General features: G+C 72.4%; 22 protein-coding genes and 1 pseudogene. 14 read left to right on the top strand and 9 right to left on the bottom strand.

Annotated elements, in window-relative coordinates:
* Positions 1-48 precede the first annotated feature (48 nt).
* The gene (locus tag ACZ462_RS23930; protein WP_467804012.1) at positions 49-4,065 is read right to left on the bottom strand and encodes a WD40 repeat domain-containing protein; all 4,017 of its coding nucleotides are present in this window, start codon (positions 4,063-4,065) and stop codon (positions 49-51) included.
* 200 nt (positions 4,066-4,265) lie between these two features.
* Positions 4,266-4,484 (bottom strand): hypothetical protein, encoded by a 219-nt coding sequence (locus tag ACZ462_RS23925; RefSeq protein WP_467804010.1) that lies wholly within the window; start codon positions 4,482-4,484, stop codon positions 4,266-4,268.
* Between the two features lie 386 nt (positions 4,485-4,870).
* Here ACZ462_RS23925 and ACZ462_RS23920 point away from each other — a divergent pair, with 386 nt between their 5' ends.
* On the top strand, positions 4,871-6,085 hold the full coding sequence (locus ACZ462_RS23920) for a serine hydrolase domain-containing protein (RefSeq protein WP_467804180.1): 1,215 nt from the start codon (positions 4,871-4,873) through the stop codon (positions 6,083-6,085).
* Positions 6,086-6,152: 67 nt separating this feature from the next.
* Here the strand turns inward: ACZ462_RS23920 and ACZ462_RS23915 are convergent, their stop codons facing one another.
* Positions 6,153-7,274 carry a serine hydrolase domain-containing protein gene (locus ACZ462_RS23915; protein ID WP_467804009.1) on the bottom strand — a complete coding sequence of 374 codons (1,122 nt, stop codon included), beginning with the start codon at positions 7,272-7,274 and terminating at the stop codon, positions 6,153-6,155.
* A gap of 182 nt (positions 7,275-7,456) precedes the next feature.
* Between ACZ462_RS23915 and ACZ462_RS23910 the strand changes: the two genes are divergently transcribed.
* From ACZ462_RS23910 to ACZ462_RS23895, 4 genes are all read left to right on the top strand, one after another.
* Positions 7,457-8,131 (top strand): TetR/AcrR family transcriptional regulator, encoded by a 675-nt coding sequence (locus ACZ462_RS23910; protein ID WP_467804008.1) that lies wholly within the window; start codon positions 7,457-7,459, stop codon positions 8,129-8,131.
* Between the two features lie 164 nt (positions 8,132-8,295).
* Positions 8,296-10,185, top strand: coding sequence for a vWA domain-containing protein (locus tag ACZ462_RS23905; RefSeq protein ID WP_467804007.1), 1,890 nt, complete (start codon positions 8,296-8,298; stop codon positions 10,183-10,185).
* Between the two features lie 46 nt (positions 10,186-10,231).
* A complete protein-coding gene (locus ACZ462_RS23900) occupies positions 10,232-10,837 on the top strand; it encodes an SMI1/KNR4 family protein (protein ID WP_467804006.1) in 606 nt (201 codons plus the stop codon).
* 246 nt (positions 10,838-11,083) lie between these two features.
* Entirely contained in the window at positions 11,084-11,242 is a 159-nt protein-coding gene (locus ACZ462_RS23895) for a hypothetical protein (protein WP_467804005.1), read from the top strand.
* A 152-nt stretch (positions 11,243-11,394) separates the two neighbouring features.
* Here ACZ462_RS23895 and ACZ462_RS23890 read toward each other — a convergent pair whose 3' ends face one another.
* Together ACZ462_RS23890 and ACZ462_RS23885 are read right to left on the bottom strand one after the other, a co-directional pair.
* On the bottom strand, positions 11,395-11,934 hold the full coding sequence (locus ACZ462_RS23890; RefSeq protein WP_467804004.1) for a 2'-5' RNA ligase family protein: 540 nt from the start codon (positions 11,932-11,934) through the stop codon (positions 11,395-11,397).
* Positions 11,935-12,820: 886 nt separating this feature from the next.
* Entirely contained in the window at positions 12,821-13,270 is a 450-nt protein-coding gene (locus tag ACZ462_RS23885) for a VOC family protein (RefSeq protein WP_467804002.1), read from the bottom strand.
* Positions 13,271-13,368: 98 nt separating this feature from the next.
* Between ACZ462_RS23885 and ACZ462_RS23880 the strand changes: the two genes are divergently transcribed.
* The 6 genes from ACZ462_RS23880 to ACZ462_RS23855 all read left to right on the top strand — a co-directional run bounded on the left by ACZ462_RS23880 (position 13,369) and on the right by ACZ462_RS23855 (position 19,021).
* Positions 13,369-13,950 carry a TetR/AcrR family transcriptional regulator gene (locus ACZ462_RS23880; RefSeq protein ID WP_467804001.1) on the top strand — a complete coding sequence of 194 codons (582 nt, stop codon included), beginning with the start codon at positions 13,369-13,371 and terminating at the stop codon, positions 13,948-13,950.
* A 263-nt stretch (positions 13,951-14,213) separates the two neighbouring features.
* Positions 14,214-14,759, top strand: a complete 546-nt coding sequence (locus ACZ462_RS23875) for a hypothetical protein (protein ID WP_467803999.1) — start codon at positions 14,214-14,216, stop codon at positions 14,757-14,759.
* 281 nt (positions 14,760-15,040) lie between these two features.
* Positions 15,041-15,361 (top strand): STAS domain-containing protein, encoded by a 321-nt coding sequence (locus tag ACZ462_RS23870; RefSeq protein ID WP_467804179.1) that lies wholly within the window; start codon positions 15,041-15,043, stop codon positions 15,359-15,361.
* A 282-nt stretch (positions 15,362-15,643) separates the two neighbouring features.
* Positions 15,644-15,847 (top strand): cold-shock protein, encoded by a 204-nt coding sequence (locus tag ACZ462_RS23865; protein ID WP_467803998.1) that lies wholly within the window; start codon positions 15,644-15,646, stop codon positions 15,845-15,847.
* A gap of 573 nt (positions 15,848-16,420) precedes the next feature.
* Entirely contained in the window at positions 16,421-17,650 is a 1,230-nt protein-coding gene (locus tag ACZ462_RS23860; RefSeq protein ID WP_467803997.1) for a hypothetical protein, read from the top strand.
* A gap of 138 nt (positions 17,651-17,788) precedes the next feature.
* On the top strand, positions 17,789-19,021 hold the full coding sequence (locus ACZ462_RS23855) for a PP2C family protein-serine/threonine phosphatase (protein ID WP_467803996.1): 1,233 nt from the start codon (positions 17,789-17,791) through the stop codon (positions 19,019-19,021).
* Between the two features lie 228 nt (positions 19,022-19,249).
* Here the strand turns inward: ACZ462_RS23855 and ACZ462_RS23850 are convergent, their stop codons facing one another.
* The 4 genes from ACZ462_RS23850 to ACZ462_RS23835 all read right to left on the bottom strand — a co-directional run bounded on the left by ACZ462_RS23850 (position 19,250) and on the right by ACZ462_RS23835 (position 22,541).
* Positions 19,250-20,104 carry a MerR family transcriptional regulator gene (locus tag ACZ462_RS23850; protein ID WP_467803995.1) on the bottom strand — a complete coding sequence of 285 codons (855 nt, stop codon included), beginning with the start codon at positions 20,102-20,104 and terminating at the stop codon, positions 19,250-19,252.
* Between the two features lie 138 nt (positions 20,105-20,242).
* Positions 20,243-20,689, bottom strand: a complete 447-nt coding sequence (locus ACZ462_RS23845) for a hypothetical protein (protein ID WP_467803994.1) — start codon at positions 20,687-20,689, stop codon at positions 20,243-20,245.
* Between the two features lie 383 nt (positions 20,690-21,072).
* Positions 21,073-21,495 (bottom strand): TipAS antibiotic-recognition domain-containing protein, encoded by a 423-nt coding sequence (locus ACZ462_RS23840; RefSeq protein ID WP_467803993.1) that lies wholly within the window; start codon positions 21,493-21,495, stop codon positions 21,073-21,075.
* Between the two features lie 350 nt (positions 21,496-21,845).
* Positions 21,846-22,541: an HD domain-containing protein gene (locus tag ACZ462_RS23835; protein WP_467803992.1), complete on the bottom strand. Its 696-nt coding sequence runs from the start codon at positions 22,539-22,541 to the stop codon at positions 21,846-21,848.
* Positions 22,542-22,644: 103 nt separating this feature from the next.
* Here ACZ462_RS23835 and ACZ462_RS23830 point away from each other — a divergent pair, with 103 nt between their 5' ends.
* The 3 genes and pseudogenes from ACZ462_RS23830 to ACZ462_RS23820 all read left to right on the top strand — a co-directional run.
* Entirely contained in the window at positions 22,645-23,664 is a 1,020-nt protein-coding gene (locus ACZ462_RS23830) for a GlxA family transcriptional regulator (RefSeq protein ID WP_467803991.1), read from the top strand.
* Positions 23,665-24,070: 406 nt separating this feature from the next.
* Positions 24,071-24,406, top strand: coding sequence for a hypothetical protein (locus ACZ462_RS23825; RefSeq protein WP_467804188.1), 336 nt, complete (start codon positions 24,071-24,073; stop codon positions 24,404-24,406).
* A pseudogene (locus ACZ462_RS23820) lies at positions 24,349-24,624 on the top strand (aromatic amino acid lyase); the annotation flags it as partial. The gene ACZ462_RS23825 and the pseudogene ACZ462_RS23820, both read left to right, overlap by 58 nt.
* Positions 24,625-24,739 lie beyond the last annotated feature (115 nt).

The following is a 24,739-nucleotide window of genomic DNA, read 5'->3' as shown; positions in this document are numbered from 1 at the left end:
GGACGGGTCCGGACGCCGCTCCGTACAACTCCGTACAGCCCGCGGGCGTCAGCGGCAGGGCGGCGCGTACGGCAGCCCCGGCAGCAGCGACGCCCACTCGGCCCGGGTGATCGGCGAGCCGGCCCGCTCGCAGACGTGCCGGGCGGCGTCCTCCGCGCCGGTGCTCCACACCAGTGCGGCAGCCGCCGAGCCGCCGGCCGCCAGCGACCGCCCGTCCGGGCTGTACGCGACGGCGTACCCCTTCCCGCCGAGGCCGCTCAGGACGGCCCGCGCCCGCGGCGGCCGCGCCCCCGCACGCCCGGCGCCGGAGGTGTCCCACAGCCAGACGGTGCTGTCGGTGCTCGCCGCGGCCAGGGTCGCGCCGTCCGGGGCGAACGCGAGCGCGTACACGTAGCTGCTGGGACCGGTCAGCGGCGGTCCGGCGCTGACCGGACGCCCGCCGTCCGCCGCGCCGTCGAACCTCCACAGCCACACGTCCCGGTCGCCGGTGCCGGCGGCGAGCGTCCGCCCGTCCGGACTGAACGCCACCGACATCACGTAGCTCCCCGGGCCCTGGAGCACGGCCTCCGCCCGAGGTGCGCCGCCGCCCTCCGGCAGCCGCCACAGCAGCACCTGCTTGTCGACGGTGCCCGCGGCCAGCCGCCGCCCGTCCGGGCTGAACGCCACCGCGTACACGAAGTTGGTCGGCTCGGTCAGCTCGCCCGCGGGCTTGGGCCGGTCCGGGTCCCGGGTGTCCCACAGCCGGACGGTACGGCCCTCGCTGCCGGCCGCCAGGGTCCCGCCGTCCGGCGAGAACACCGCGGACTGGATGGTTCCGGTGCCGCAGTCGAGCGGTTCGCCCCGCGGGGCGGCCTGTTCGGGACGGCTCGTGTCCCACAGCCACACCTTGCCGTCGCGGCCGCCCACGGCCAGGGTGCGGCCGTCCGGGGTGAAGGACAGCGTGCCCGAGTAGCCCGTGGCGTTGGGGAGGGGCCGGCCCACCGGGCGGGGGAGCCACGGATCGCGGACGTCCCACAGGTGCACCTCGCGGCCCGCGACCGCCAGCAGCTTCCCGTCCGGGCTGTACGCGACGGCGTTGACGGTGCCCTGCACGCCGTGCAGGGGCCGCGCGGGCAGCCGCCAGATCCGCACCGTGCCGTCGGCGGCGCCACTGGCCATGCCCTGCCCGTCGGGGAGGAACGCCAGGGAAGTCACCGGTGCCGGATGCGGGAACACCCCGAGCGGGGTGCGGGTGGCGGCGTCGTACAGGCGCACCTGGTTGTCGGCGCTCCCGGTGGCCAGCCACCGCCCGTCGGCGCTGTGCGCGACCGTGTTCACGTAACTGGCGGGGCCGTCCGCGGCCCCGGGGGCGCCGGCGAGGACGTCCGGGGCGGGCGGCGCTCCGTCCGCGGGGCCGGGCACCGTCCACAGCCGGGTGGACCGGTCCTGGCTGCCGGCCGCGAGCCGGCGCCCGTCGGGGCTGAACGCCAGCCCGAGCACCGGCCCCGCGGCCCCGGCCAGCGGCTCCGCGAAGGGCACCGGTCCGCCGCTGCCGGAGGCGTCCCACAGCCGGACCGCCCCGTCCGCCCCGCCGGCCGCGAGCACGGCCGGGCTCCCGGGCCGGAAGGCCACCGAGTGGACGGGCCGGTCGGACCCGCCGAGCCGGACGGCCGGCCCGAAACCCCCGGCTGCGGGGCCCGCGCCGGCGCTGGGCGCCGCCGGGCGGGCGCCCCCGGCGCGCTCCCACACGTACACCCCGCCGTCGGCCGACCCGGCGGCCAGCCGGGCCCCGTCCGGGGCGAACGCCAGCCCGTACACGGCCGACGAGGGACCGGGCAGCACCGTCCCGGCGGCCGCACCCCCCGCTGCGGCGCCGCCCCGGGCCGGCTCCCACACCCGTACGGTCCCGTCGCCCGCGCCCGCCGCGAGCAGCCCGCCGTCCGGGCTGAACGCCAGCGCGTACACGGTGTCCGCGAACGGCGGCGACGGCACGTCCAGGCGCTGCGGCCGCGCCGCGTCCCGCAGGTCCCACAGGGCGACCGTGCGGTCCAGGCCGGCCGCCGCGAGGGTCCGCCCGTCCGGGCTGAGCGCCACCGCCTGCACCACCCCGCGGAACGCCAGCAGCCGGGTGACCGCGGGCATCGCCGAGGCGTCCGTCAGCGCCGCCCGCGCCTCCGCCGTCGGCGCGGTCCGGTACGCCACCAGGCTCAGCTGGGCCGCCAGCGCGACGTCGCTGCCCCGCAACCGCTCCGAGCGGGCCGCGACCAGCCGGGACAGGGCCGTCCTCCGCTGCTGTTCGGCGTCCCGCCGCTGCACGAGCGCCACCGCCGCCAGACAGCCCGCCAGGGTCGCCAGGACGGTGAGCAGCACCAGCAGCCGCCGCAGCCGCCGGGCGTGCTGCCGCTCCCGGCGGGCCCGCTGCTCCTCCGCGGACCGGCTCGCGGCGAGGAACCCGCCCTCCGTCGCGGTGAGTTCCCGCGCGTGGCCGCTCTGCTCGGCCCACCGGGCGGCCAGCGCCAGCCGGGTACCGCGGTACAGCAGCGAGGGATCCCGGTCCGCCGACCGCCAGCGCTCCGCGTCACGCGCCAGGTCCTGCCACACCAGGTGCCCCGCCCGGTCGGCCTCGATCCAGCCGTGCAGGCGGGGCCAGGCCGTCAGGAGCGCCTCGTGCGTGATGCGCGCGCCGTCGCCGTCCAGCCCGACCAGGCGCCGGTCGACGAAGCACTCCAGCACCTCGTACACCTCCTCGGCGCGCGCGCCGCACCACTCGTCCGCGGGGGAGGAGGCGCCGGGCAGCGGCAGCACCCTGCGGGTGTCGGGGACGCCGTCCCCGACCGTCACCATGCGCAGGAACAGGGTCCGGGCCAGGGCGCGCCGGCTCTCGCTGAGTGCGGCGTACGCCTCCTCCGCGCTGGCCGACACCGCGGCGGACATCCCGCCGCCCGCCCGGTAGTCGGCGATGGTCAGGACACTGCCGCGGCCCCGCTCCCAGGTGGACAGCAGGGCGTGCGAGAGCAGCGGCAGCCCGCCCGCGCCGGAGTCCCTCAGGTCGGCGACCAGCAGGTCGGCGAAGCCCTCGTCCACGGCGAGCCCGGCCCGGGCGGCCGGCCCGTGCACCGCGCTGCGGATCTCGTCGGTGGTGAGCGCCCCGACGACGATCTGACCGCGCTGCAGGGCGGTCGCGAGGGCGGGCTCCTGGAGGGCCTGCGCGTAGAAGTCGGCGCGCAGCGCACCCAGGACGTGGACGCGGGGGCAGGGGAGCGCGGCCAGGAAGGCAAGGAACCGCTCCCGCTCGGCCGGCTCCCGGCAGACCGTGAAGACCTCCTCGAACTGGTCCACGGCCACCAGCACCCGCACGTCCTCCCGCTCAGCCCAGTCCCGCAGGCAGGCGGCGAGCCCGGCCGCGGAGCCGGGCAGAGCGTCCCCGCCGCCCGTCAGGGCGCGTACGGCCCTGACCAGCTCGGACGCGGGAGCCCGTCCCGGTGCCGGCAGGCAGGGCACGAACCCGTGCGCGGCCCGCAGCACCGGCAGCACCCCGGCCCGCAGCAGCGACGACTTTCCCGAACCGGAGGCGCCGACCAGGAGGTGGGGGAAGTCCGGCCCGTCGGCGAGGAGCCGCTCCACGGCCGCGTCCCGCAGCCGGTCCCGGCCGAAGAACCAGTCCGCGTGGTGCTCCTCGAACCGGGCGAGCCCCCGGTACGGGACGACGCCCCGGGCCGCCCGCGGGGTACGGGAGCGGCGAAGGTCGGCCAGCCGCTCCAGCCAGCGGCCCGTCTCGGCGGGATCCCTGACGCCGAGCTCCTCCAGCACCCGCCGGAACAGCGGCAGCGAGCCCAGCGAGGGCAGGCTCTGCCCGGCCAGCCAGCCGCCGATCGTGGTGTGCGCACCGGGGGACTCCACCCGGGCGGCGAGCATCCGCACGGTCAGGCCGGCGTCCTCCCGCAGCCGGGTCAGGTCGGCGGCGAACTCCTCGCGCGGCGCAGCCCCGGCGGCCGGCGGCTCGGGAGGCGGTGACGGCTGCGGCGGTTCCCCGGCTGCCGCCGGGTCCGCTTCGGGCGGGGGTAACGGCTGTGGCGTACGGTCCATCGCGCCTCCGCGGCTACGGTGTCGGTGGGACAGATGCGCAGGCATCCTGCACGCCCCGCCGCAGCGCCCGCCCCGCGCTCGCCGCGAACCGGTCTGTTTTCGGTACACCCCGCGCAGTCCGGCGAGCGTTCCTGCGCACACCGGCCCGGAACACCGCCCCGGGCCGCCGGCGGGGAGCCGGCGACCCGGGGCGTTCCTGGTCAGTAGCCTGTGCTGCCGTAGATGCGCTGGCCGTCGTACGTGCCGCCTTGGCAGTACCAGTAGCCGCTGCTGTGCTTCGCGGGTGCGCCGCCGCCGTACTTGCAGTCCCCCCATGACACCTGGGGCGCGGCCGCGTCGGCCGCGTGGGAGACGGTGACGCCCATACCGGTCAACGCCAGCGAGGCGAGGGCCAGGCCGAGCAGTCGTCGAACGCGCATGGCTTGCTCCTCTCGGGATTAGCCCGTTCGGGCCATTCCAGCGTGACGGCACGCGGCACCCGGGAGCGCGTGCGACTACGCCATGTGGGTGAACCGCTCGGGCGCCACCCGGTCGAAAAGCCATGGAAAGCGACCGACCGGCCACGGCGGTCGCGGGCCCCCTCGGCCGCCGAACGGCGAAGGGGCCTCGGAGGGCAGCCGGAGGCGCCCGCCGCCCGCCCCGACCGGTGGGACCGATGCCAAACCTTTTGTCGATCTTGAGTAGGCTCGGCGCCCGGGGCCGGTCCGCCAGCGAACCGGCCCCCTCTGACGACCAGTTGAGGAGAACCGTGCGCCTGACCATCGACCGACGCCTCACTCTCGGTGCCGCCGCGCTCGCCGTCGCGATGACGGTGGCCCCGGCGACCGCCGCCGTGGCCGCCCCGCCCGCCCCGGCCCGCCCCGCGGCGGCGCCCGCCCCCGCCCCGGACCTGGAGGGCATCTCGCAGGCGCTGCGCAACACCCTCGCCGCCGGAGCGCCGGGCGCCATGGCCCGCTACACCGGCCCCGGCGGCGTCCAGCACCGCACCGAGGGGGTCCAGGACCGGAGCACGGGCGCCGCCGTGGACCCCGCCTCCCGCTTCCGCATCGGCAGCGTCACCAAGACGTTCTCCACCGTCGTCCTGCTCCAGCTCGTCTCCGAGGGCAAGATACGCCTGGACGACCCGGTCACCGCCCACCTGCCCGGCGTGCTGCCCGACGACCGGATCACGGTGCGCCACCTCCTCAGCCACCGCAGCGGGCTGTCGGACTACACGAACGCCATGTTCGACCGGACCGTCCCCGGCTTCGAGTCCGTCCGCAACCGGGTCTTCACCTACCAGGAGCTCGTCGACCTCTCCCTGAGCGAGCCCCGGACCACCGAGCCCGGCGCCGCGTACCGCTACTCGAACACCAACTTCGTCGTGGTCGGCATGCTCATCGAGAAGCTGACCGGCAAGCCGGTCGCCAAGGCCTACGAGCAGCGCATCATCAAGCCCCTGAAGCTCAAGAACACCTCGTACGTCCACCCCTCGACGGCCATCAAGGGCCGCCACGCCCGCGGCTACCTGCACCCCGACGAAGAGGGCGCCCCGCTCGTCGACTCCACCGAGCAGACCGTCTCCTGGGCCCAGTCCGCCGGTGCGATGATCTCGAACGAGGCCGACCTCTCCACCTTCATGTCCGCCCTGCTCGACGGCCGGCTGCTGCGCGCGGACATGCTGGACGCCATGCTCACCATGGCACCGACCGACGCCACGAACACCCGCTTCTACGGCCTGGGCCTGCGCCGCTACGACCTCACCTGCGGCACCTCCGTGTATGGGCACACCGGCACCGTGCAGGGCTTCTACACCTACGCGTTCACCACCCGCGACGGCCGCCGCAGCCTCAGCGCGATGGCGAACACCTCCAACCGCGGCGCCGCGAACACCGCCCTCGGCGGCACCCTCGAAGCGGCCTTCTGCGGCAAGAAGGCCGCCACCCCGGCGGGCTCGGCCGCCAGGTCGGCGGCCCCGTCCGCCGGGCAGCACGAGGCCACCGCTCCGCGCGCCGAAGCCGACATCCACGAGAACCGCTGACACGGACCGCGACACGGTGCTCCCCCCCCACCAGCGGGGGAGCACCGCCCGTCAGTCCCGTGGCCGCTCAGCCGTACATGGCCAGGCGGTGGAAGGCCGCGAGTGCCTGGTCGACGGGGTGCGGCTGCGGCTTGCCGGAGGCGTCGAGCCGGTTCCACCGCTGCAAGTTGACGGCCACCGCCATCTGCCGCCGGCCGTCGGCACGAATCGCGGCCAGCGCCCCGCCGCCCCACACCGTGCCGCCGTGGCCCCAGTACGCGTCCTGTCCGGGCGGCCCCTCCACCGGGTGCAGGCCGAGGCCGTAGGGGACCGTCTTCTGCTCCTGGGAGACGACGGGAACGGTGCGCTGCATCTGCGCCAGCGACGCCGGGCTGACGATCTCGCCGGCCAGCAGCGCGGCGTAGAAGCGGTTGAGGTCCGCGACGGTCGATATCAGCGAGGCCGCCGGCCCCACCCAGGACATGTCGTAGACGCTGTGGTCGCGCGGGGGTTCGATCATCCCGAACCACGCCTCGTAGAGCCGCGAGTGCGGCCCCTCAACCTCCGGCCCGGTGGGGAAAGCGGTGTCCCGGAGCCCGGCGCGCTCGATGACGCTCCGGGTGATGGACTGCTCGGCCGTGTCACCCGTCACCTGCTCCAGGAGCCGGGCCAGGAGCAGGTAGTTGGTGTTGGAGTACACCCCCGGAGTGCCGCCCGCAGGCCCGACGGGCGGTGCGCCGACCCCCATCCCGATCAGCTCGACGGGGTCGAACCGCGTGAACCGGTTGTCCTCCAGGCTCTCGGGCCGGGTGTCGGCGAGGGAGGGGAACGCCTTGAAGGAGGGGAAGGCGTACGGGAAGTACTCGGCGAGGCCGCTGGTGTGGTTGATGAGCATCCGCACCGTGATCGCCTCACCGCGTTCTCCGGGTACCAGCCCCGGGAGGTAGCGGCCGATCGGCGCGTCGAGTCCGATCCGGCCGGTCTCCGCCTCCTTCAGCACCGCGGCGGCGGTGAAGGTCTTGGTGATGCTGCCGACACGGTGCCGCATGTCGGCGGTGACGGGGCGGCCGGTATCCGTGTCGGCGACCCCGGCGGCGCCGCGCCATACCGCGTCGCCGTCGCGCACCTCGGCGAACAGGCCGGGCATTCCGGCACGGTGGACGTTCTCGAGGGCGGCGTCCAGCGCCGCGGGATCCAGTGACTTCCTCACGACATGCGTCCCTTCGGTTGTCTCTCGGCAGGTTCCCCAACAGCACCCGCAGTCCGGGCGCGAGGGCGCGCGTGACCCCGGCCCGCCCGCTGCCGGGCCGCCCGTCACGCCGGCACCCATTATGCACGCGGTGCGTGCAACGGTGCGTGCATGAGTAGACTCTGTCCGACGAGAGGGGCGAAATGGCAGGTCGACGGCGGTGGACGAGTGAGGAGATCCTGGACGCGGCAGCGGATCTGCTCCGCACGACCGGCACGGAGTCCTTCAGCGTGCGGAAAGTGGCCGCGACCCTCGGTACGGACTCCTCCAGCCTCTACCGCCACTTCCGCAGCAAGACGGAGCTGCTCCGCGCCGTCGCCGACCGCATCCTCGCGGAGTCCATGGACGGCTACCGGCCCGAGGGCGACTGGAAGCGGCGGCTCACCGCCCTCGCCCTGCGCTTGAGAGAGGCCTTCGGGCGACAGCCCCAGCTCGCCGCGGTCTGGGGCCGGTACGCGTCAGGGGGCGCCGGCTCCCGGCTGGTCATGGAAGAGGTGCTGCAGGCCCTGCGCGCGTCCGGGCTCCCCGACGAGGAGGTCCCGGCGCGCTACCACCGCCTCGCCGTCCTCATCGCCTCCCTGATCGCCTCGGAGGCCGGCGTCAGCACCATCACCCCGGAGGAATCCGAACAGGGCATGGAACTCTTCCGCGTAGCCGTCCTGGGCGCCGACCCGGAACGCTTCCCGGCCCTGTCCCACTTCGCCCGCGAGGTCACCCCGCTGGGCGCGGACCGCCGCGCGGCCTTCGAGGAGATCCTCGCGGCCCACCTGGCCCACATCGAACGCATGATCCCCCCGGGCGCCACTTCGCACCAGTAACCAGCAATCCAACGCACCTGCTCGAGGACCCGCCCACCGCCCCACCCGCTGCGAGTGGGACACCGGAAAGCGGAACGAGCGGCTGCAATCGGCACCAACCACCCCGCAAGCCGCGCCCGGGGCCCAAGTGCACGCCATCCGTGGAGCGTTGGAACCATTCGCACATGCTCATCGTCAAGCAGATCGAGTTCCACGACCTGGAGATGAGCCACATGCATCCAAGACCACGCGGCCGACGCGTCCTCGCCGCCCTGCCGGCACTGATAATCGGCGGGGCCCTCCTCTCGCAGTCGGCGATCGCCGGCGCCACCCCGGCGGCTCCGGCAGCCCCGGCCCCCGCCCGGATCGACCTGGTCCTCGACCTGTCCGGGTCGATGAACGAGAACGACGCCGGCGGCCAGACCCGTCTCGCCGCCGCGAAGCAGGCGGTCACCCGGATCATCGACACCGCCCCGGAGCAGGCCCCACTGGGTCTGCGCGTCTACGGCGCCACCTACCCCGGCCAGGACAAGAAGCAGGGCTGCGCCGACACCCAGCAGATCCTGCCGGTCACCCCGATGGACCGGACGGCACGCGCCGACGCCAAGAAGCAGGTGGCCGGCTTCAAGGCGGTCGGGTTCACCCCGATCGGCGTCTCCCTCCGGGAAGCCGCCAAGGACCTCGGCCCGAGCGGCGAACGCCGCATCGTCCTCGTCTCGGACGGCGAGGACACCTGCGCGCCGCCGCCCCCCTGCGACGTGGCTCGCGAGCTCAAGGCGCAGGGCGTCGACCTCGCCGTGGACGTGATCGGCTTCCGCACCCCCTCCTCGGCGCGTACGCAGCTCTCATGCATAGCCGAGGTGACGGGCGGCTCGTACGCGGACGCCGGCGACGCCGACTCGCTCACCGCCAACCTGTCCGCCCTCTTCCGGAAGGAATGGCGCACGTACCGCGCCACGGGAAAGCCCGTCGAGGGCTCGCTCAACGGCTGCGAGGACGCCCCGCTGGTGGCGCCCGGCCAGTACCTGGACAGGTTCACCGGCGGACGCGACCTCTACTACAAGGTCAAGAAGCGCCCGGACCAGCGCCTCCAGGTGAGCGCCACCGCCGTCGCCGAGGACGGATACGAGCGCGGCTCGATCATCACCGTCGCGGCCGGCCCCCCGGGGAACGGCAAGCCCCGTGAGTGGCTGCGCGAGTTCGACCAGTCGATGGGATGGGCGAACATCATCACCACCGGCGGCCGCAGCAAGCCCGGCGCAGGCGGCGACAAGCCCGCCCCGGACGACACCGGCTGCATCGTGATCGAGAACAGCGTGACCAAGGCCGGCGACAAGCCGATGCCGGTCGAACTCCTCGTCGGCACAGCCGACGAGTCGACCCGGAAAGCCGGCGCGCGCGCCCCGCAGCCCCGCACCGGGGCCGACGCCGAGGGCGGTTTCTCCTTCAACAGCGCCACCCCGATCGGACCGGGCACCGTCCGCCAGTCCATCGCGGTCGGCGAGGCCCCCTTCTGGCGCGTCGAGCTGAAAGCGGGCCAGAAGCTGACGGTCAAGGCCGGCGTGGACATCCCCGGCGACTTCCCGAACTCCGTCACCACCGGGTGGGGCCTCACCGTCTACAACGCCAAGCGCGAGGCGGCGGAGTGCAACAGCAAGACCGGCGCGACGGAACTCCTCGCGGGCAGGACCGGGCGCATCGAGCGGGTCTGCGGACCCTGGGAGATCACCGGGCAGGACGCCGGAAGCTCCGACGCCAAGGGATATGACGTACCCGGCACGTACTACATCCAGGCGCAGGTGGCGGAACCCAAGAAGGAAGCCAGGGGGACCGTCGTCCCGATCTCGCTGACCGTGGAGGTCTCAGGCACCCCGAGCGCCGACACGGGCCCGGTGTTCCACTTCGGCGACGACGCGGCCCAGGGCCCCGCACCCGCCACCAGCCGGGCAGCCGCAGCACCCGAGAACGACGACAGCCGCATCACCCGACTCGCCCTGCCGATCGCCATCAGCGCCGCCGCCCTGACCCTCGCCGCAGCCACCCTGTACGCCCTCAAGCGCCGCAGAACAACCTGACACCACCGAGGCCAGGCACCACCCACCCACAGCAACCGGAAGCCAGATGTGGCTACAAGTCGTCTCCGAGTCCACCGGCGCGAAACCGGCCCCTCCGGCCGACCCCTCGCACCTGGAGCGTGCCGAACAACTCCTCGGGCAGAGCCTGCCAGAAGCCCTGCGGGACCTCCTCCTACAAGCCAACGGCGTTTCGGACGAGCACGGCACAGACGTCGTCTGGGGAATCGACCGGATCGTAGAAGTAAACCTGGCCTTCCGCAGCGATTCCAGCCCCTCATGTTCTTCGGCGAGAGCGGGGGAGGGGACCAGTTCGCCTTCGTTCGCACGCCCAGCCGCGACGACGTGTTCGTCTGGGACCACGAAACGGACAGCCGCATCTGGATCACTCCCCACCTGGCCGCCTTCCTCCCAAACGCCCTCACAGACACAGACTGGTACCGCAACCGGTAACCCTGCTCCCCCCCAGGCCACCGGCTACGTCCCCGCCGCTGCACGTGAGGCGACACAGGAGTGGCGGCCGGCCTTCTCCCCGGGCAGTGCCTGGATCGCCTTCCCCTCCTGCAACAAGCCCAGAAGCATGCCCGAGGAGGTTCGACGCGCGATCCGTTGGCCGGCCGCCCCGAGGACGCCAAGGACTGTCCATGAGGGATGATTCCCCCATGGACAGAGTTGTCGATCTCGACGAGGCGGCTGCCGCGCTGGTGCAACGCGTCGCCCGGTGGAGGTCGGTCGGCCTTGCGGTTGCAGAGATGACCTGGAGGGATGGGAAGGCCGAGTGGCCCCAGCCACTCGAGACCGCCAGGGAACGGGTCAGCGACCCCGATTCTCTCGGCTTGGTCATCTCCGCCTCCGCGCAGGCCGAGCTGTCGGTAGTCCTGTTCCGTGGCGGCTGGCCGACGTGGACTTCTTCGACGCCCTCGGCAATGCCGGTTCGCTCCCCGCCTCGAACATCGCATCAGCAGCGGACTTCGCGGCCAGGATGGACAAGTGGATCGGACGGGTCTTCGGCTCGATCGAAACCGCCTCCGGTGACAGAGGTCCATCTCGACTCAGCTGAGCGCTTGTCGCCCGCAGCGAATGCCGGGGAGTTCTTCGGCGGCTGGACCAAGAGGTCCTCCCCCCGCGCCTTGCGCGGCCACCGTCGATGGACTCACCTTCGGCCCACGCCGACACGCCGCAGCCATTGAACCCGCCAAGCCTCTGACCGCTTCATTCTCCGAGTGCGAACGACGCCCGTTCCTGCCACCTCGCGCCGTCGTGGACCATCAGTGCAACCGAGGCCACGCGAGACGTGAACGGGAGCCTCCCGACGAGGTCTCCCTCGATCTCCTCCAGGACGGCGTCTTCCTGGCCCTGGGCGACGGTCAGGTGCGGCACGACCTCGGCAAACCGGCCGCCATACGGCGGCGCTTCAGGCCAACGGCCAGCGATCGCCTCGGTGAGCTGCCGCAACTGCGTGTCCGGCTCCGGGACGAGATGGAGCACCTCCGGAAGTCGCCCACACCTCTCGAACCGCAGGTCAAAGGCATGGTGGCTGCGCAGTACCTCCGCGAGGGCAGCGTGGACGAGCGCATCTATTCGGCTCTCGTCGAGGAACGGGAAGAGCACGGTTACGTGAGCTGGAACCCCCGCCTGGGCCGAGGGGTAGAGTCGTTCACGCCACCCACGGACGGACGGCTCCGCCTCCGGGATCCGGACGATGAGCCCCGTCTGCCCCGCCCGAAACGTACTGGTGCTGTCATCTGCCATGACACGACATGGTGTCACCTCGCTCGCACACAGCACGGCTCCATTTCCTCCGGTCGATCACGGGCCGCCAGTTCACGAGAAATCCAAAGCGCAGGTGGTCTCTCAACGTCACCGCAAGCGATCGATCAACTCTGTGGTTGATGCGGCGAAGCCACGCGATCGACGCACGTCGGCCTACAGACTCACAGCACGCCCCCGGACGCAGTGACGTAACCGCGGGTATGAGCCCCGCTCCCTCGTGGCGACGTCAGGACGAGGCCGATCAGCCCGAGCAGAGACAGCACCGCTCGGGCTTCGGCCGCCGGCCCGCTACTCGGCTGTGGGTTTGCGGGACAGGGCTTTGGTGACGGTCTGCCCGGTCAGTCCCGTGACGCGCATCAGGTCCGATTTGGACACCCCGCACCGGTGTGCCGCGCGCATGGAGGCGTTGCGCAGTGCCACATCCGGCCGGAAGGGGTGGCGGGCGAGTTTGCCTTGCACGAGTGCGACGAAGCGGAGCAGAATCCGTCCCTGCCAAGTGGTCAACGTGTTGCGCGGTGAGGGCGTTGCGGATGTTGCCAAGGCGTACCTTTCGCTGGGCTTGTCTTCCCATCGAAGGTGACGGCACTTCGGGCCACCCGGCAGAGCGCGACCAGGCCACTTCAGTAGGACATCCGAGAGCACCTCCGGGAAGGGAAGCGCATCACGTGGCTCCAGTGGCCGCGGTGCGCCCCACACGGCGCGTCCGAATCCCCGCACTGTGAGCGCCGAACAAGGCCTCACGCTGTCCTGCCCGCCGAACGCACGGTCTCCGCGCAGGCGGCGCGCGACGACGATGTCGCCCGCGCCACTCCCCGTGCCGAAGCGGGCCGCCCGCAAGGAACCACCCTCGCGGTGGGCCCGACCGTCAGGCGTTGATGTACTGGGCGGCGTACTCCTCGCTGGGCGGGACCACGGTGATGACGTCGATCAGCACACCGTCCGGAGCGGCGATGACGAAGTGGCGCTGGCCGAAGTGCTCTGTGCGCAGTGGCAGCAGTTCGGGCAGGCCGGCCTCGACCACGAGCCGCTGGTGCTCGGAGTCGACGTCGTCCACCTCGAAGTTCAGCAGCAAGCCGCCCTGGAGCGCGACCCGGTGGCCCTCCGGGATGGTCGGGTGGGTGTGGTCGAGGAGGGCGAGTTCGTACTGCGGGGCATCGGGGCGGCGCAGGCTGACGTACCAGTCCGCCGCGAAGGTGGCCTCGAAACCGAGGTGGCGCGTGTAGAAGTCGCGGGAGGCCGTCACGTCCCGGGTGGCGATCACCGGGTAGAAACCGCCCAGCGTGACCGCGGGCGTGGTCGTGCGTTCGTCCGTCATGGCAGAGGCCCTCCTGACCCAAGTTCACATACCCCGGGTATGTGATTCTGCCGCTAGCATACCCCCGGTACGCCAAATGGAAAGGGCGGTGGCCGCCGATGGCAGTCAGCCGAGCGGAACAGCGGGCGGCCACGCGGCGCGCACTGCTGGCAGAAGGGCGGCGGCAGTTCGCCGCCGACGGGTACCACCACGTGGTACTGGCCGACGTGGCGCGTGCCGCCGGCGTCACCAAGGGAGCCGCCTACCACCACTTCGACAGCAAAGCCGGGCTCTTCCTGGCCGTCGTGTGCGAGGTGCAGCAAGAACTGGGCGAGCGTGTCGCGACCGCAGCCGAACAGCAGGAGGACCTCTGGGAACAGCTCCGGGCCGGCTGCCGGGCCTTCCTGTCCACGGGCACCGACCCCGCCGTACGACAGATCCTCCTGGTCGACGCGCCAACCGTGCTCGGATGGGACGAGTGGCGCGCCCTGGACGACGAGTCCTCCGCCCGCCACCTCGCGGAAGCCCTGACGGCGCTCACCTCCGCCGGGATCATCGCCGACCAGCCGGTAGAGCCCCTGAGCCGGCTGCTCTCCGGGGCCATGAACGAGGCCGCGCTCTGGATCGCGCGGGGCGGAAACCCCCAGGCCGCCGAGCAGGCCCTCGACCGCCTCCTCTCGGGGCTGCGGCTCCCGGCCTGACTCCTCACCCAGCGGCTGCCCGCTCTTCGAGCCGCTGCGCAGAGACGCAGGACGAAGGCGCCCCACTGACCTGCCGCCTGGCCGCCAAAGCGTCACGAGGGCCGCCAGTCGCCACGTCCGCCCATCCGGGCCAAACGGTTGTCTTCCGGGTGCCCGCGATGGTCACGGGCGACAGTCTGAGCATTGGATCGTCCGTGAGTCTGGGTGGCGCCTGCATCGAAATGCGGTCGACGGAATCATCTCGTGCAGCGGATCATGTGTGGGTGTCGCCGGTCAAAGCTGCAACCGATGACCTGCAGGACCTCGCTGTTCTCTGGAGTATTGGCGAGGCCCATGCCCACGATGTGGTCGAGACCGCCTGCGCGGCACTCGTTGCCGGACTGGACAGCCCGGCACTGCGCATTCTGGCCGGATACACACGGGCCGAGGCAGGGTACGAGGTCCCCGACCTGCTGCCCGTCGTACTCGATGAGCTGGACCTTGTGTTCTACCCGCGCGGCAGCGAGGCCGGGCAGGAGGCTGCCGTGCGGGCGCTCGCGCACGAGATGCTGGCGGGCCGGCTGACGCCGCGGGAGCTTGCTTCCGCTATCCACCGGCGGTTCGGACACCGGCTCCCACTGGCCGAGCGCCTTGCCGAGCTTGATGACGAGTACGACATCATCGAATACGGGGACAAGACGCTGGCTCAGCTCGATGCGGAGGTCACGGGCGAAGCTCGGCGTCTGGCGCTTGGTCGGCCCGACCAGAACCGGCTTTCGCAGCGCAGGTGGCTGATCGCCGCCCGGCCCGGCCGCACCCACGACACCTGATCGCCTGGATACGGACGACCGCCCAGGCCTGGGCCGCGGTGCCCTGGCACCGTACGCCCGCCCCGAGAACCGACGGCGGATCCAAGCCGTCCCGGCATACGGCAGACGACCGGCGCAAGGCGCGTACACCGCTCTTCACGGCCGGCGCCGCTGCCGAGCGGCAGGGGCGCCGACCGTCGGGACGTCCATTGGCCGGTGGTGCTCTTGCGCGGTGGTGCGGCTTGGGCTTATGTGTCCGGTGCGCGGCCGCGCATGATCATGAGTGAGGAGCGGTGGTGCTGATGGTGGAGGTTGTGGGGGACGAGGCCGGCGTGCGGGTGATCCGCTGCGTGGGCGACTTCGACCTGGGTGTGCTGGCGCCGCTGACCGCTGCGTTTGAGGCCGCCGCCGCCGATCCGTGGGTGGCCAAGGTGGTGGTGGACGTCTCCGGGGTGGGGTTCGCCGACTCCGCGTTCTTGAACCAGCTGTTGCGGCTGCGCCGGCAGCGGCCGACAGTGCTGGCCGGGCCCCTGCCGAACCGGCTGTTGCGGCTGCTGGAGCTGACCGGTGCCCTGGGTGTGTTCACCATCGCTGACGGTGTGGAAGCCGCCCGGGCGATGTAGGGCGATCCTTCCCCCGTTCGGGCGCGAACCGGCCGTCGCGCGGCAAACGGATGGCCTGCCGCCAGCCGACCCCGCCCCACCGCTGCTCCGCTGCCGCCGGGCCCGAATCGGCCCTGTGCAGGCCTGCGTACGGTCACCCGATGCGGTCCGAAAAAATCGGCAGATCAGCCGACTGGGGGTGTATGCCCAGGCGGCTGCGGGGAAGGAAGTGGTCAGGCCTCCGAACGGGGCCGGTGGCGCTCTGCACACAGACCGCCAAGCAGGTTGGACAGAAGGATGATCATGGCTCGTGGCACGGTGAAGTGGTTCAACTCCGAGAAGGGCTTCGGTTTCATTGCCCAGGACGGGGGAGGCCCGGACGTCTTTGCGCACTACTCGAACATCACCGGGCAGGGCTACCGGGAGCTGCGTGAAGGTGAGTCGGTCACCTTCGACGTGACCCAGGGCCAGAAGGGCCCGCAGGCGGAGAACATCATCCGCTCCTGACTCGCAGACCCCACCCGCTTGCTGTCGCCGGCGCCCGCCTGAGCGGGCGCCGGCGGCGCTTCCGCCGACGTCTGGGGGAGGGGAGGCCCCGGGAAGGGGCCTCCCCCCGGGCGATCGTGTCCAGAAGAGCACCAGCAAGCCTCCGGAGGCCCGCCCGGGCAGCGGTGGCGAGCGCTTCCGTGGCTCTCCAGGGTTCGCCGGGCGGCCACCAGACGCCAGCTCCAGTGTGCGGAGGCCGAAGCCCCGCCGCTGGGACGAGTCGTTCGAAGGCCGCAATGCCCTCGTCGCCGTGTACGCCCGTTCCAGGGCGTCCCGCGGACTGAGACCGGTGACGGTTCCACCGCCCCGCGCAAGGGCTGCCCCGTGGCATCCGCCCCCAAGCAGGGCCGGTGCCCCTGCTCCGCGCCGGCATTGGCGTCGCTCCGGGTAGGGGTCGCCCGGATGCGCGGAGCGGCTGCAGAGCAGCGGCGGGGCGCTGATGCTGTGGGTGTGGATACGGGCAATGCTGTGCCGGAGCATGAAGCCGGGTCTCGGGGCCGTGCGGGGTGGAGGCGGCGTGCCACCGGCTGTTGCGTGGCGCTCGGGCTGCTGGTGTCAGCGGCGGTGCTGTTCCGGGCCGGGCTCTCCGATGCGCTGCGGGCGCTGACGTTCGGCGGCCGCGTCATGGGCGCGGTGTTCCTGGTCGTCGCGGTGGTGGAAGTGGTCGCGGCCGGGGCGGTTGTGGATTTCTGGGGCCGACGGACGACCCGGTACTCGGGGCCGGCGGTTCTGCTCGGTGTCAGCGCGATGGCGGTGACGAGCCTGGTTCTGCTGGTGCTCCAGTGGGAGGGCGGCTACCGTGCCGGATGGTTCTGGCTGTGGGCGGTACTGACCGCGTGGGCAGCGTGGGCCGTGTGGGTGCTGGTTCGTGAGAAGGTGTGGCGGGACATGCCGCACCCGCGGGGCTTCGCCACCGGCGTGGCGGTGTCCGCCCTGATCGGCTCGGCGAGCGTGGCGTACTCGGCGATGTACGTGCCCTACGTGGCGCCGCCCAAGGTGCCGTTCATGGTGTCCTTCGGAAAGCCGGTCCTCCACCCTGACGGCAAGCGGCTCTACGTGCCGGCCCGTTTCACCTTCCGCAACGAGGGATCGGTGAGCATCTTCGTGGTCGGCACCCTGTGGTCGGCCAAGCTGTGGCCGTCCGCCTTCCGCCCGCAGGGGACGGAGCGCACCCGGTGGCGGCAGGAGCTCGGAGACGGCTGGGACACCCACCGGCAGGAGGACTTCAACGCCGACCCTCGGCTGCTGGCCGCCGGACAGGTCTCCAATGCAGGCGCCCGACTCGACCCGGGTGACGACTTCTCCAAGGATGCCGTCATCGAGGTGCCGGCCGCCGGGCAGGGCCGGGTGGAGTTGTTCGCGTCGGTGTCGTTCATCCGCGCCGACCGCTGCAAGCTCGCCAACAGCTACCGGGGATCCATCGAGCGTTCGTGGGATGTGGAAGGAGAGGAGCGCAAGCACCTGCGCGATGCGCCTTCCTGGCTGGCCGAGCCCGGTGACGACTTCGTCCGCTACCACTCGAGGATCTACCGGTCGAGTGAGGTGATGCGGATGACGCAGGCCCCGGACTGGGCCGCGATGTGGTGGGTCATCCCGAAGGGCAAGGACGACGCCCCGTTCATGGAGGTGCACATCTCCCGCGATCCCGACGGACGCGAGGTGCTCAGCGAGGACGAGCAGGAGCCGTACGGGATGAAGACCCTGGTCAAGGGCGTCGACCAGCCCGTCGCGATGCTTCGGCGGCTGGCCGGAGACGGAGCGTGACGGGGCCCACTCCCACCTGGGGCACCGCGGCAGCCGTCCGTACAGCGCACCACAACAGGACCGCAGGCCGTGGGCGTGCCATGGTGGGGGAGCGCCCATGACCGACGAGAGCCCGGGCGCGTGGCAGCAGGTGGCAGCGTGAACGGACACGGCATCGACTACCACGCCGTCTTCCAGTCCCTTCCGGCTGGTGTGGCGCTGCTGACGCCTGACCTGGTGTACGCCGATGCCAACCCGGCGTACCTGTCCCTGTCCGGCCGGACCCGGAGCGAGCTCATCGGGCGTTTCCTGTTCGACGTCTTCCCCGACAACCCCGGTGACCCCGCCGCGACCGGCATGCGCAACCTGTACGCCTCACTGCGGCGGGTGGCTGCCACCGGGGAGCGCGACACGATGGCGCTGCAGCGCTACGACGTGGAAGACCCCGAGCGGCCCGGGGTGTGGCAGGAGCGGTACTGGAGCCCGGTCAACGTCCCCGTCCTCGCCCCCGACGGCAGCGTGGCCCTGCTGCTGCACCGGGTCGAGGAGGTCACCGAACTCATCCGCGCCCGCGGCGGCCGGCCGGGAGGGGACCGCACACGGGTCCTGGAAGCCGAGCTCTACACCCGCGCCCGGGAACTGCAGGAGGTCAACGAGCGCCTGCGCAAGGCCCACGCCCGCGAGCGGGAGGTCGCCCTCCACCTGCAGGAGGCGATGCTGCCCGCCCCGCGTCTCCTCGGCCACCACGGCGCAGCGGTGCGCTACCGGCCCGCCATCGGGGCGCTGAACGTATGCGGCGACTGGTACGACCTCGTCGACCTGCCCGGCAACGACCGCACCACCGTCGCGGTCGGTGACGTCGTCGGCCACGGCCTGCACGCCGCGGGCGTCATGGGCCAGCTCCGCAGCGCCCTGTCCGCGGCCTCGTGCGTCGCCGCCGGCCCCGCCCAGGCCCTGGACGTCCTCGGTCTGTACGCCCGCTCCGTCGAGGGGGCCGAATCGACCACCGCCGCGTCCGTCTTCATCGACTGGAAGACCCGCACCCTCACCTACAGCAGTGCCGGCCACCCCCCGCCCGCGCTGTGCCGTCCCGACGGCACGGTCGGCTTCCTCGATCAGGCCACCGATCCGCCGCTCGGCACCCGCCCGAATCACGTTCCCCGCCCGCAGGCCCAGACCGCGTTCACCGACGGCTGCGTCCTCGTCCTCTACACCGACGGACTCATCGAACGCCGCCACGAGGACATCGACACCGGCCTCGCCCGCCTCGCCGAGTCCCTGAGCAGGCACCGCGCCGCCGACGCCGACACCCTCGCCGACGCGCTGCTGACCGACCTGATCCCCCCGGCCGGCCTCACCGACGACACCGCCCTGATCGTCGTGCGGCTCTGACGCCGCCGGACACACCCGCGACCGGCAGCCCGGCGAGGTGGTCGAACAACGGGTGTGGGCATCGGCAGACGGCACTCGTAGACAAGCGGCCAGGCGCTCTCGGCGTGCTCTCCGGCTCTCTTCGCACCTTGTCCGACGGCCCTGGCCGACAGCGTGGTTGCCTTCGGCTGCGCCATTCCGGGGTGCTCTTGTCGGGCCTGCCCCGAGCGCCGGCGCCAGTCAGCAGGTTCAGGTCCGCGGGGTGTCGCCGTCCCGCTCGGCCGAGTGAAGAAGTTCGATGACGCGCTCCTCGTACCGGACGCGGGCCGGGGAGAAGTCGTACGGCATCTTGCCGATGGCCTGCAGGGAGCTCATCCTCGCCTCGCCCTTCTCCTCGCCAGCGTGCTCGCCCTCCGGGTCCAGGAGGGCGTCGAGAGCCTCGTCCAGGCCGGATCTGTCGATGGTGGCTCCCAAGGCGGTCTCATGGGCACACCGCTGGGCAGCCAGGTCTTCGATGCAAGGGTCGTCGGGGGACGCGGTGTCGTCCAAGGCCGCCTCGGCCCCGGCCAGGCGGTCTTCCTCGGCCCGCAGCTCGGGGTGAGTGGCCAGGACGATGAACCGGCCGGCCTGGACGGCGGCGGCGAGGGAGCCGAAGATGCGCTCCGTCACCAGAAGGGTATCGAGATCGGCAGGGCGCAAAGCCCCGGGCGCCAGATCGTGCAGGAGGCCGCTGACCAGCGGTGAGAGCAGACCCAGGGGGCTGCCCGCCTTGCGGAGGCGGTGCACGGCGGCCCGCTGGGCTTCGATGGCGGCCGCCTTGGCGCTGAGGGACTCCTCCAGCCGGGCCAGGGACTGCCCGATGCCGGTGACGCCCTCAAAGCCGGTCCGGATGTCGTCCAGGGAGATACCCGCATCAGCCATCTTGCGGATCCACAGCAGGCGGACAATGTCGTCGTGCGCGTAGCGGCGCCGGTCGTCGCTGCCGCGTTCCGGTTCAGGGAGGAGCCCGATGGCGTGGTAATGGCGGATGGCGCGGGGGGTGGTCCCGGCGAACGCGGCGGCATCGCCGATCTTGACCCGGCGGGGGATCGCAGGAAGGGGCATGCGGGAAGCCTCTCAATGTCGTGCTCGCCGCCTACTGGACCACATGCCGCTGCGGCATGTGCAACCCATTCCGCGTCCACGGCCGCGGTCATACGGGCCTGCTTGGGGGCGGCGTGGACACTTCCCCGCAGAAGCCGCTCATGAGAGGTCGGCGCGACCGAGCCACGCCGGCTTCACCGGTATGCCGTCGTCGTCGCATTCCATGCCCGGTACCGATATCCCCCGAGGCCCTGCCGGCTTGGGAGCGGACGGCGGCACGACTTCTTCCGTCTCGGGCGAAGGACGGTCTTCCGCTTCGGGCGGCAGGGGCCGGTCGCTGTCCTCGATGAGTTCGGCGAGGGTGAAGCGGGTGACGTACGACTGCCAAGCTCCGTCGATGACGAGGAGGAAGCCGTCGCCATGACGGAAGAGCCGACGGCGCTTGGGGCTCCGCGGGTGTTCCGGGCAGTAGACGCGTGCCCGTCTCTCGAGCTCGGCTGCCGCCGCCTCCTTGTCGCCTTCCACCTGTGCCATCACGAAAGCCTCGATGTGCTTGCGCTCGCCGGTCCCCACGGTGGTCTCGAGTACGAGACCCCACGTCTTCACGGACTTTCTCCCTACCTGCTGATCTGCCACCACCACGGTGCCGCCGGCGGTGCCACACCGGGCTCGCCGGCAGTGACCCCGCACCAGCGGGCACGAGCCTGCCCGTACCCGCCCAAACAGGCGTTCACGGCCCGCCCTACCGACCGTCAGGCCGCACGACATCGTACTGAGGTGGTTGACCCAGCAGTTCCGCCCCTCGATCGGTGGAGACGGCAATCCCCTTGTCGATGGCGCCGAGCGGTTCGGCCCCCTCAGCGACGAGCCGCGGCGTGGCCTCGGCCGGCATCCGGCCCCGCCGCAACCCCGTCCCACCCCTCGGAGGGTGCGCCCGGACCCCCGTCCGGGCGCACCCGCCCAAGCCGCTCATGGCGCGTGTCGCCCGGCTACGCCGAAGCCTCGGCCCCTGCGCCGGGGGCGAACCCGCTCTCCTGCTCGGCGAACACCTTGATCGCGGCGCCCAGGAACTCCACCAGCCCGGGGTGGTAGGAATCATGGAACGCCCTCATGGCGGCGTCCTCGGCGTAGAAGAGCGACATACCGATGTAAGCCTCCCTGGAGGGCGTGTAGAACCGGCAGGCAATGTCGAAGTGCCTGCGGACGAGCTCCTGGATCCGCTGGTCCCCAGGCAGGGAGCCGCCCTCCAGGAGGGCCGCCATCTCCCGATACAGGACGTCCCAGTCCTGGTGGACCCGCTCCCTGTCCACATGTTCCCAGTCGCTGGTCTCGGCGAGGCTCTTCGCCTGCTCCTCGGCCAACGACCGGCGACACTCGTCCTCGTAACTGTTCCCCACGGCACCGGTTCCCATCGTTTCGCCACCTCTGCGGTGGATCCCGAGAGGCCGCCGACATGTCGGCATCGACCGGCCGCCGAAGATCAACTGCCGTTCAGACCGAACGGTGACACGGAGCCACCAGGTCGGCAAACCATTTCTTGGACCCTTCGGTGCGTCCCGGTCAGCCGGCGGCGGAAAGACGCGGCCCGGACAGGAGCAGGCCGTCGGTGGTGACGTGGCCGGCCAGTCCGGTGGGACAGCCGGCCTCACGTAGTGCCGCGTCAGCGCCGTGTCGTGTTCAGCCCCGGCTGCGGGCGCCATCCACCGGTCAGGCCCTCGCCGATCGCGGGCGATGTCCGCCGCGGCCCGGCGCCCGGACGGCGTCAGGCGGCGGGCGCGTCGGAAGGGGGAGCTGGCCGGTCGCCCCAGCCCGCCTCGGCGATCAGGTCGTACCAGTCGGGCAGCGCGCCGGGCGGCAGGTGGCGCCGCAGGAGCTGGCCGGGGAAGCTGAGCGGGCCGGCCTTCGCGGGGTCGGCCAGCGCCTGACGGATAATCAGGCCCGTCATCTCGTACGCGAGATCAGTCCGGGGGAACGCGGCGTGCACGCGGTCGGCGAAGCCCTCGGGGAGGTTCTCCTTGCCCCGGCCCAGAACGTCCACCGTGATGCCTGCATGGGCCAGTGCGACTTCCGGGCCCTTGCGGGAAGCGATGCCCTCCGATGTGTGCAGGGCGATGGCGTCCCATACCACCGTCACGGCATCCTCATCGGTGCCGCGCTCCCGAAGGAAGCGTGCTGCCAGGTCCGCACCGTCGACTTCGAACCGCTGGTGCCCGTTGCCCTGTTCGGACAACCCCAGGTCATGCAGGACACAGCTCAGGAACACCAGTTCGTCATCGAAGTCCGCTCCCGCCTTCATGCCGCCGTGGTCCGCGAGCGCCCGGGCGAAGAGATAGCTGCGAACGCTGTGGCGGAAGACGACCTCGGGCTCCACCTCCTCGGCGTAGCGCAGGGCTTGGGCGGTCAGCTCGGTGCGGGGCAGATCGAACGCGTCGTAGACGGCAGGCAGGGCGACGGCCATCGCAGCAACTCCTCATGTGAGACAGCGGGAGACCCCTCGATCGTGCGGCCCTCCGCGCCTCCCGGCCAGCGGCCGCAATGCCGTCATGCGCTAAATTCTGGCCATGACCATCAAGGTGGCCGTACTCGCACTGGACGGCGTCGTCCCCTTCGAACTGTCCACCCCCGGCCAGGTCTTCGGCACGGCCAACCAGGCCGCCGACACCCTGCACTACGAGCTCCGGGTCTGTGCTCCCGGCCGCAGCGCAACGACCTCACCGGAGCACGGCGCCTTCCGGATCGGCACCCCGTACGGCCTCGACGGCCTCGCCGAGGCCGACACCGTCGTCATCCCCGCCCACGCCGGCTTCCTGGCACCCCCGGCCCCTGCCGTCGTCGAGGCGCTGCGGGAGGCGGCGGCGCGGGGGGCGCGTCTGGCAGCGGTATGCGTCGGCGCCTTCACCCTGGCCGCCACCGGTCTGCTCGACGGATACCGCGCCACGACGCACTGGCAGTACGCCGAAGAACTCGCCCGCCGCCATCCGCGCATCGCCGTCGATCCCGCCGTGCTGTTCATCGACCACGGCCGTCTGGTCACTTCGGCCGGGGTGGCCGCCGGACTCGACCTGTGTCTGCATCTGGTGCGCCGCGACCTCGGCGCGGCGCCGGCGGCCGCCACCGCCCGGCGCATCGTCATGCCCCTCCAGCGCGAAGGCGGCCAGGCCCAGTACATCGAACGCCCCACGGCCCCGACCGATCCCGGCGCCCTGCAGCCCGTCATGCAGTGGATGGAAGGCCGCCTCCACCGCCCCCTCACCCTGGCCCAGATCGCAGGCCACGCCAAGATCAGTGTCCGGACGCTCAACCGCCAGTTCCGGGCACAGACCGGAGCGACGCCGCTGCAGTGGCTCCTGAGCGCCCGTATCGACCGCGCCCGGCTGCTGCTGGAGACCACCGACCTGCCCGTCACGCTGCTCGCCGACCGCACCGGATTCGGCTCACCGGCGACCCTGCGCCACCACTTCACCCGCCACACCGGAACCTCGCCCCACGCCTACCGGGCCGCCTTCCGGCAACGAGGCCCCAGCGAAAAGGGAGGCGGGCCCTCACGGGCGCCACATGCACTCCGGGCGAACGCCGACTGACAACGGCAGGAGTGCCGCTCGTTCCCACGACCGGGGATGTGACCACGGCGCGGAAGAAGGCCGTCCGCCCGCCGCGAGCAGGAACCGGCATGCCGCCGCCGGAAGAGGTTCGTCGCGCACCTCACCGAGGCCTGTGATCCTGGCGACGTCAACGTGCGCACAAATGCGGCCACGACCGGCGCCACCGCCTACGGCGCGAAGGGCTCGGCCCGAGCGCATGATGCCGGACACCGGCGGCGGAGGTGCCTTCGCGCCAACTGTCCCCATGCCGGCGGATTGGCCGGAATCGCCGGTGGTCCCAGTGGCCCGCGTGACTAGGGTCGCCGTTGCTGCGGCCTCGCGGGCAGGAGCCCGACGGCCGCAGGACCTTGGTGTCAGCCGGTGGGGCAGGGGAGGCGTGGCGGGGATGCCGGAGACGGGGCTGCGGCGGTCGCTGGGACCGGCCGCCGGCACGGCCATGGCGATCGGAGCCGTCCTGGGGCCGGGCGTGCTGGTACTGCCCGCCCTGACGGTGCGGACGGCCGGACCGGCGGCGCTCGTCGCCTGGGGCGCGATGGCCGTGTTCTCGCTCGCCCTGGCCGTCGCCCTCGGCCGGGCCGGGGCCCGCCTGCCGCAGGCGGACGGGATCGTCGCGTACGCCCGCCGCCGTGGGCCTGTGGGCGACCCGCCGGGGCACCCGGGGCCATCGGCCCGGCCAGTACCCAGAGCGTGCCCTCCAACGGGGACAACCAGGACGTGGTGAGCATGGGCCTGATCTCCGCGCGCAACGCCCGCCGCGTCCTGGCCAACAACAACCGGATCCTCGCGGTCGAACTCCTCGCCGCGGCGCAGGCGGTGGACATCAGCGGCCGCCGGGACGGGCTGAGCCCGGCCGGGGCCGCAACGTACGCCACGGTCCGGACGCACGCGCCGTTCCTGGAGCGGGACCGCTGGATGAGCGACGACATCGAGGCGGTCGCGGGGGGGGGGGGGGGGGGGGGGGGGGTGGTCTCCCCCCCCCCCCCCCCCCCCTCCCCGAGTCCCTGCCTCTCTCCGGTCCCCGCACGCACAATGGGGCCCTACTTCCCCCCCCCCC

This window comes from Streptomyces sp. NPDC031121 (assembly GCF_055570615.1).
This window is presented reverse-complemented; position numbering and strand designations above follow the sequence as displayed.

What these genes read in the sequence shown, in the direction of transcription:
- ACZ462_RS23865 (WP_467803998.1), top strand. Translation starts at nt 15,644, where the DNA reads ATGGCTCGTGGCACGGTGAAGTGGTTCAACTCCGAGAAGGGCTTCGGT.
- ACZ462_RS23850 (WP_467803995.1), bottom strand. Translation starts at nt 20,104, where the DNA reads ATGCCCCTTCCTGCGATCCCCCGCCGGGTCAAGATCGGCGATGCCGCC.
- ACZ462_RS23880 (WP_467804001.1), top strand. Translation starts at nt 13,369, where the DNA reads ATGGCAGTCAGCCGAGCGGAACAGCGGGCGGCCACGCGGCGCGCACTG.
- ACZ462_RS23890 (WP_467804004.1), bottom strand. Translation starts at nt 11,934, where the DNA reads ATGGCAGATGACAGCACCAGTACGTTTCGGGCGGGGCAGACGGGGCTC.
- ACZ462_RS23920 (WP_467804180.1), top strand. Translation starts at nt 4,871, where the DNA reads ATGACGGTGGCCCCGGCGACCGCCGCCGTGGCCGCCCCGCCCGCCCCG.
- ACZ462_RS23885 (WP_467804002.1), bottom strand. Translation starts at nt 13,270, where the DNA reads ATGACGGACGAACGCACGACCACGCCCGCGGTCACGCTGGGCGGTTTC.
- ACZ462_RS23910 (WP_467804008.1), top strand. Translation starts at nt 7,457, where the DNA reads ATGGCAGGTCGACGGCGGTGGACGAGTGAGGAGATCCTGGACGCGGCA.
- ACZ462_RS23900 (WP_467804006.1), top strand. Translation starts at nt 10,232, where the DNA reads ATGTGGCTACAAGTCGTCTCCGAGTCCACCGGCGCGAAACCGGCCCCT.
- ACZ462_RS23905 (WP_467804007.1), top strand. Translation starts at nt 8,296, where the DNA reads ATGCTCATCGTCAAGCAGATCGAGTTCCACGACCTGGAGATGAGCCAC.
- ACZ462_RS23870 (WP_467804179.1), top strand. Translation starts at nt 15,041, where the DNA reads ATGGTGGAGGTTGTGGGGGACGAGGCCGGCGTGCGGGTGATCCGCTGC.
- ACZ462_RS23835 (WP_467803992.1), bottom strand. Translation starts at nt 22,541, where the DNA reads ATGGCCGTCGCCCTGCCTGCCGTCTACGACGCGTTCGATCTGCCCCGC.
- ACZ462_RS23825 (WP_467804188.1), top strand. Translation starts at nt 24,071, where the DNA reads ATGCCGGAGACGGGGCTGCGGCGGTCGCTGGGACCGGCCGCCGGCACG.
- ACZ462_RS23925 (WP_467804010.1), bottom strand. Translation starts at nt 4,484, where the DNA reads ATGCGCGTTCGACGACTGCTCGGCCTGGCCCTCGCCTCGCTGGCGTTG.
- ACZ462_RS23930 (WP_467804012.1), bottom strand. Translation starts at nt 4,065, where the DNA reads ATGGACCGTACGCCACAGCCGTTACCCCCGCCCGAAGCGGACCCGGCG.
- ACZ462_RS23840 (WP_467803993.1), bottom strand. Translation starts at nt 21,495, where the DNA reads ATGGGAACCGGTGCCGTGGGGAACAGTTACGAGGACGAGTGTCGCCGG.
- ACZ462_RS23830 (WP_467803991.1), top strand. Translation starts at nt 22,645, where the DNA reads ATGACCATCAAGGTGGCCGTACTCGCACTGGACGGCGTCGTCCCCTTC.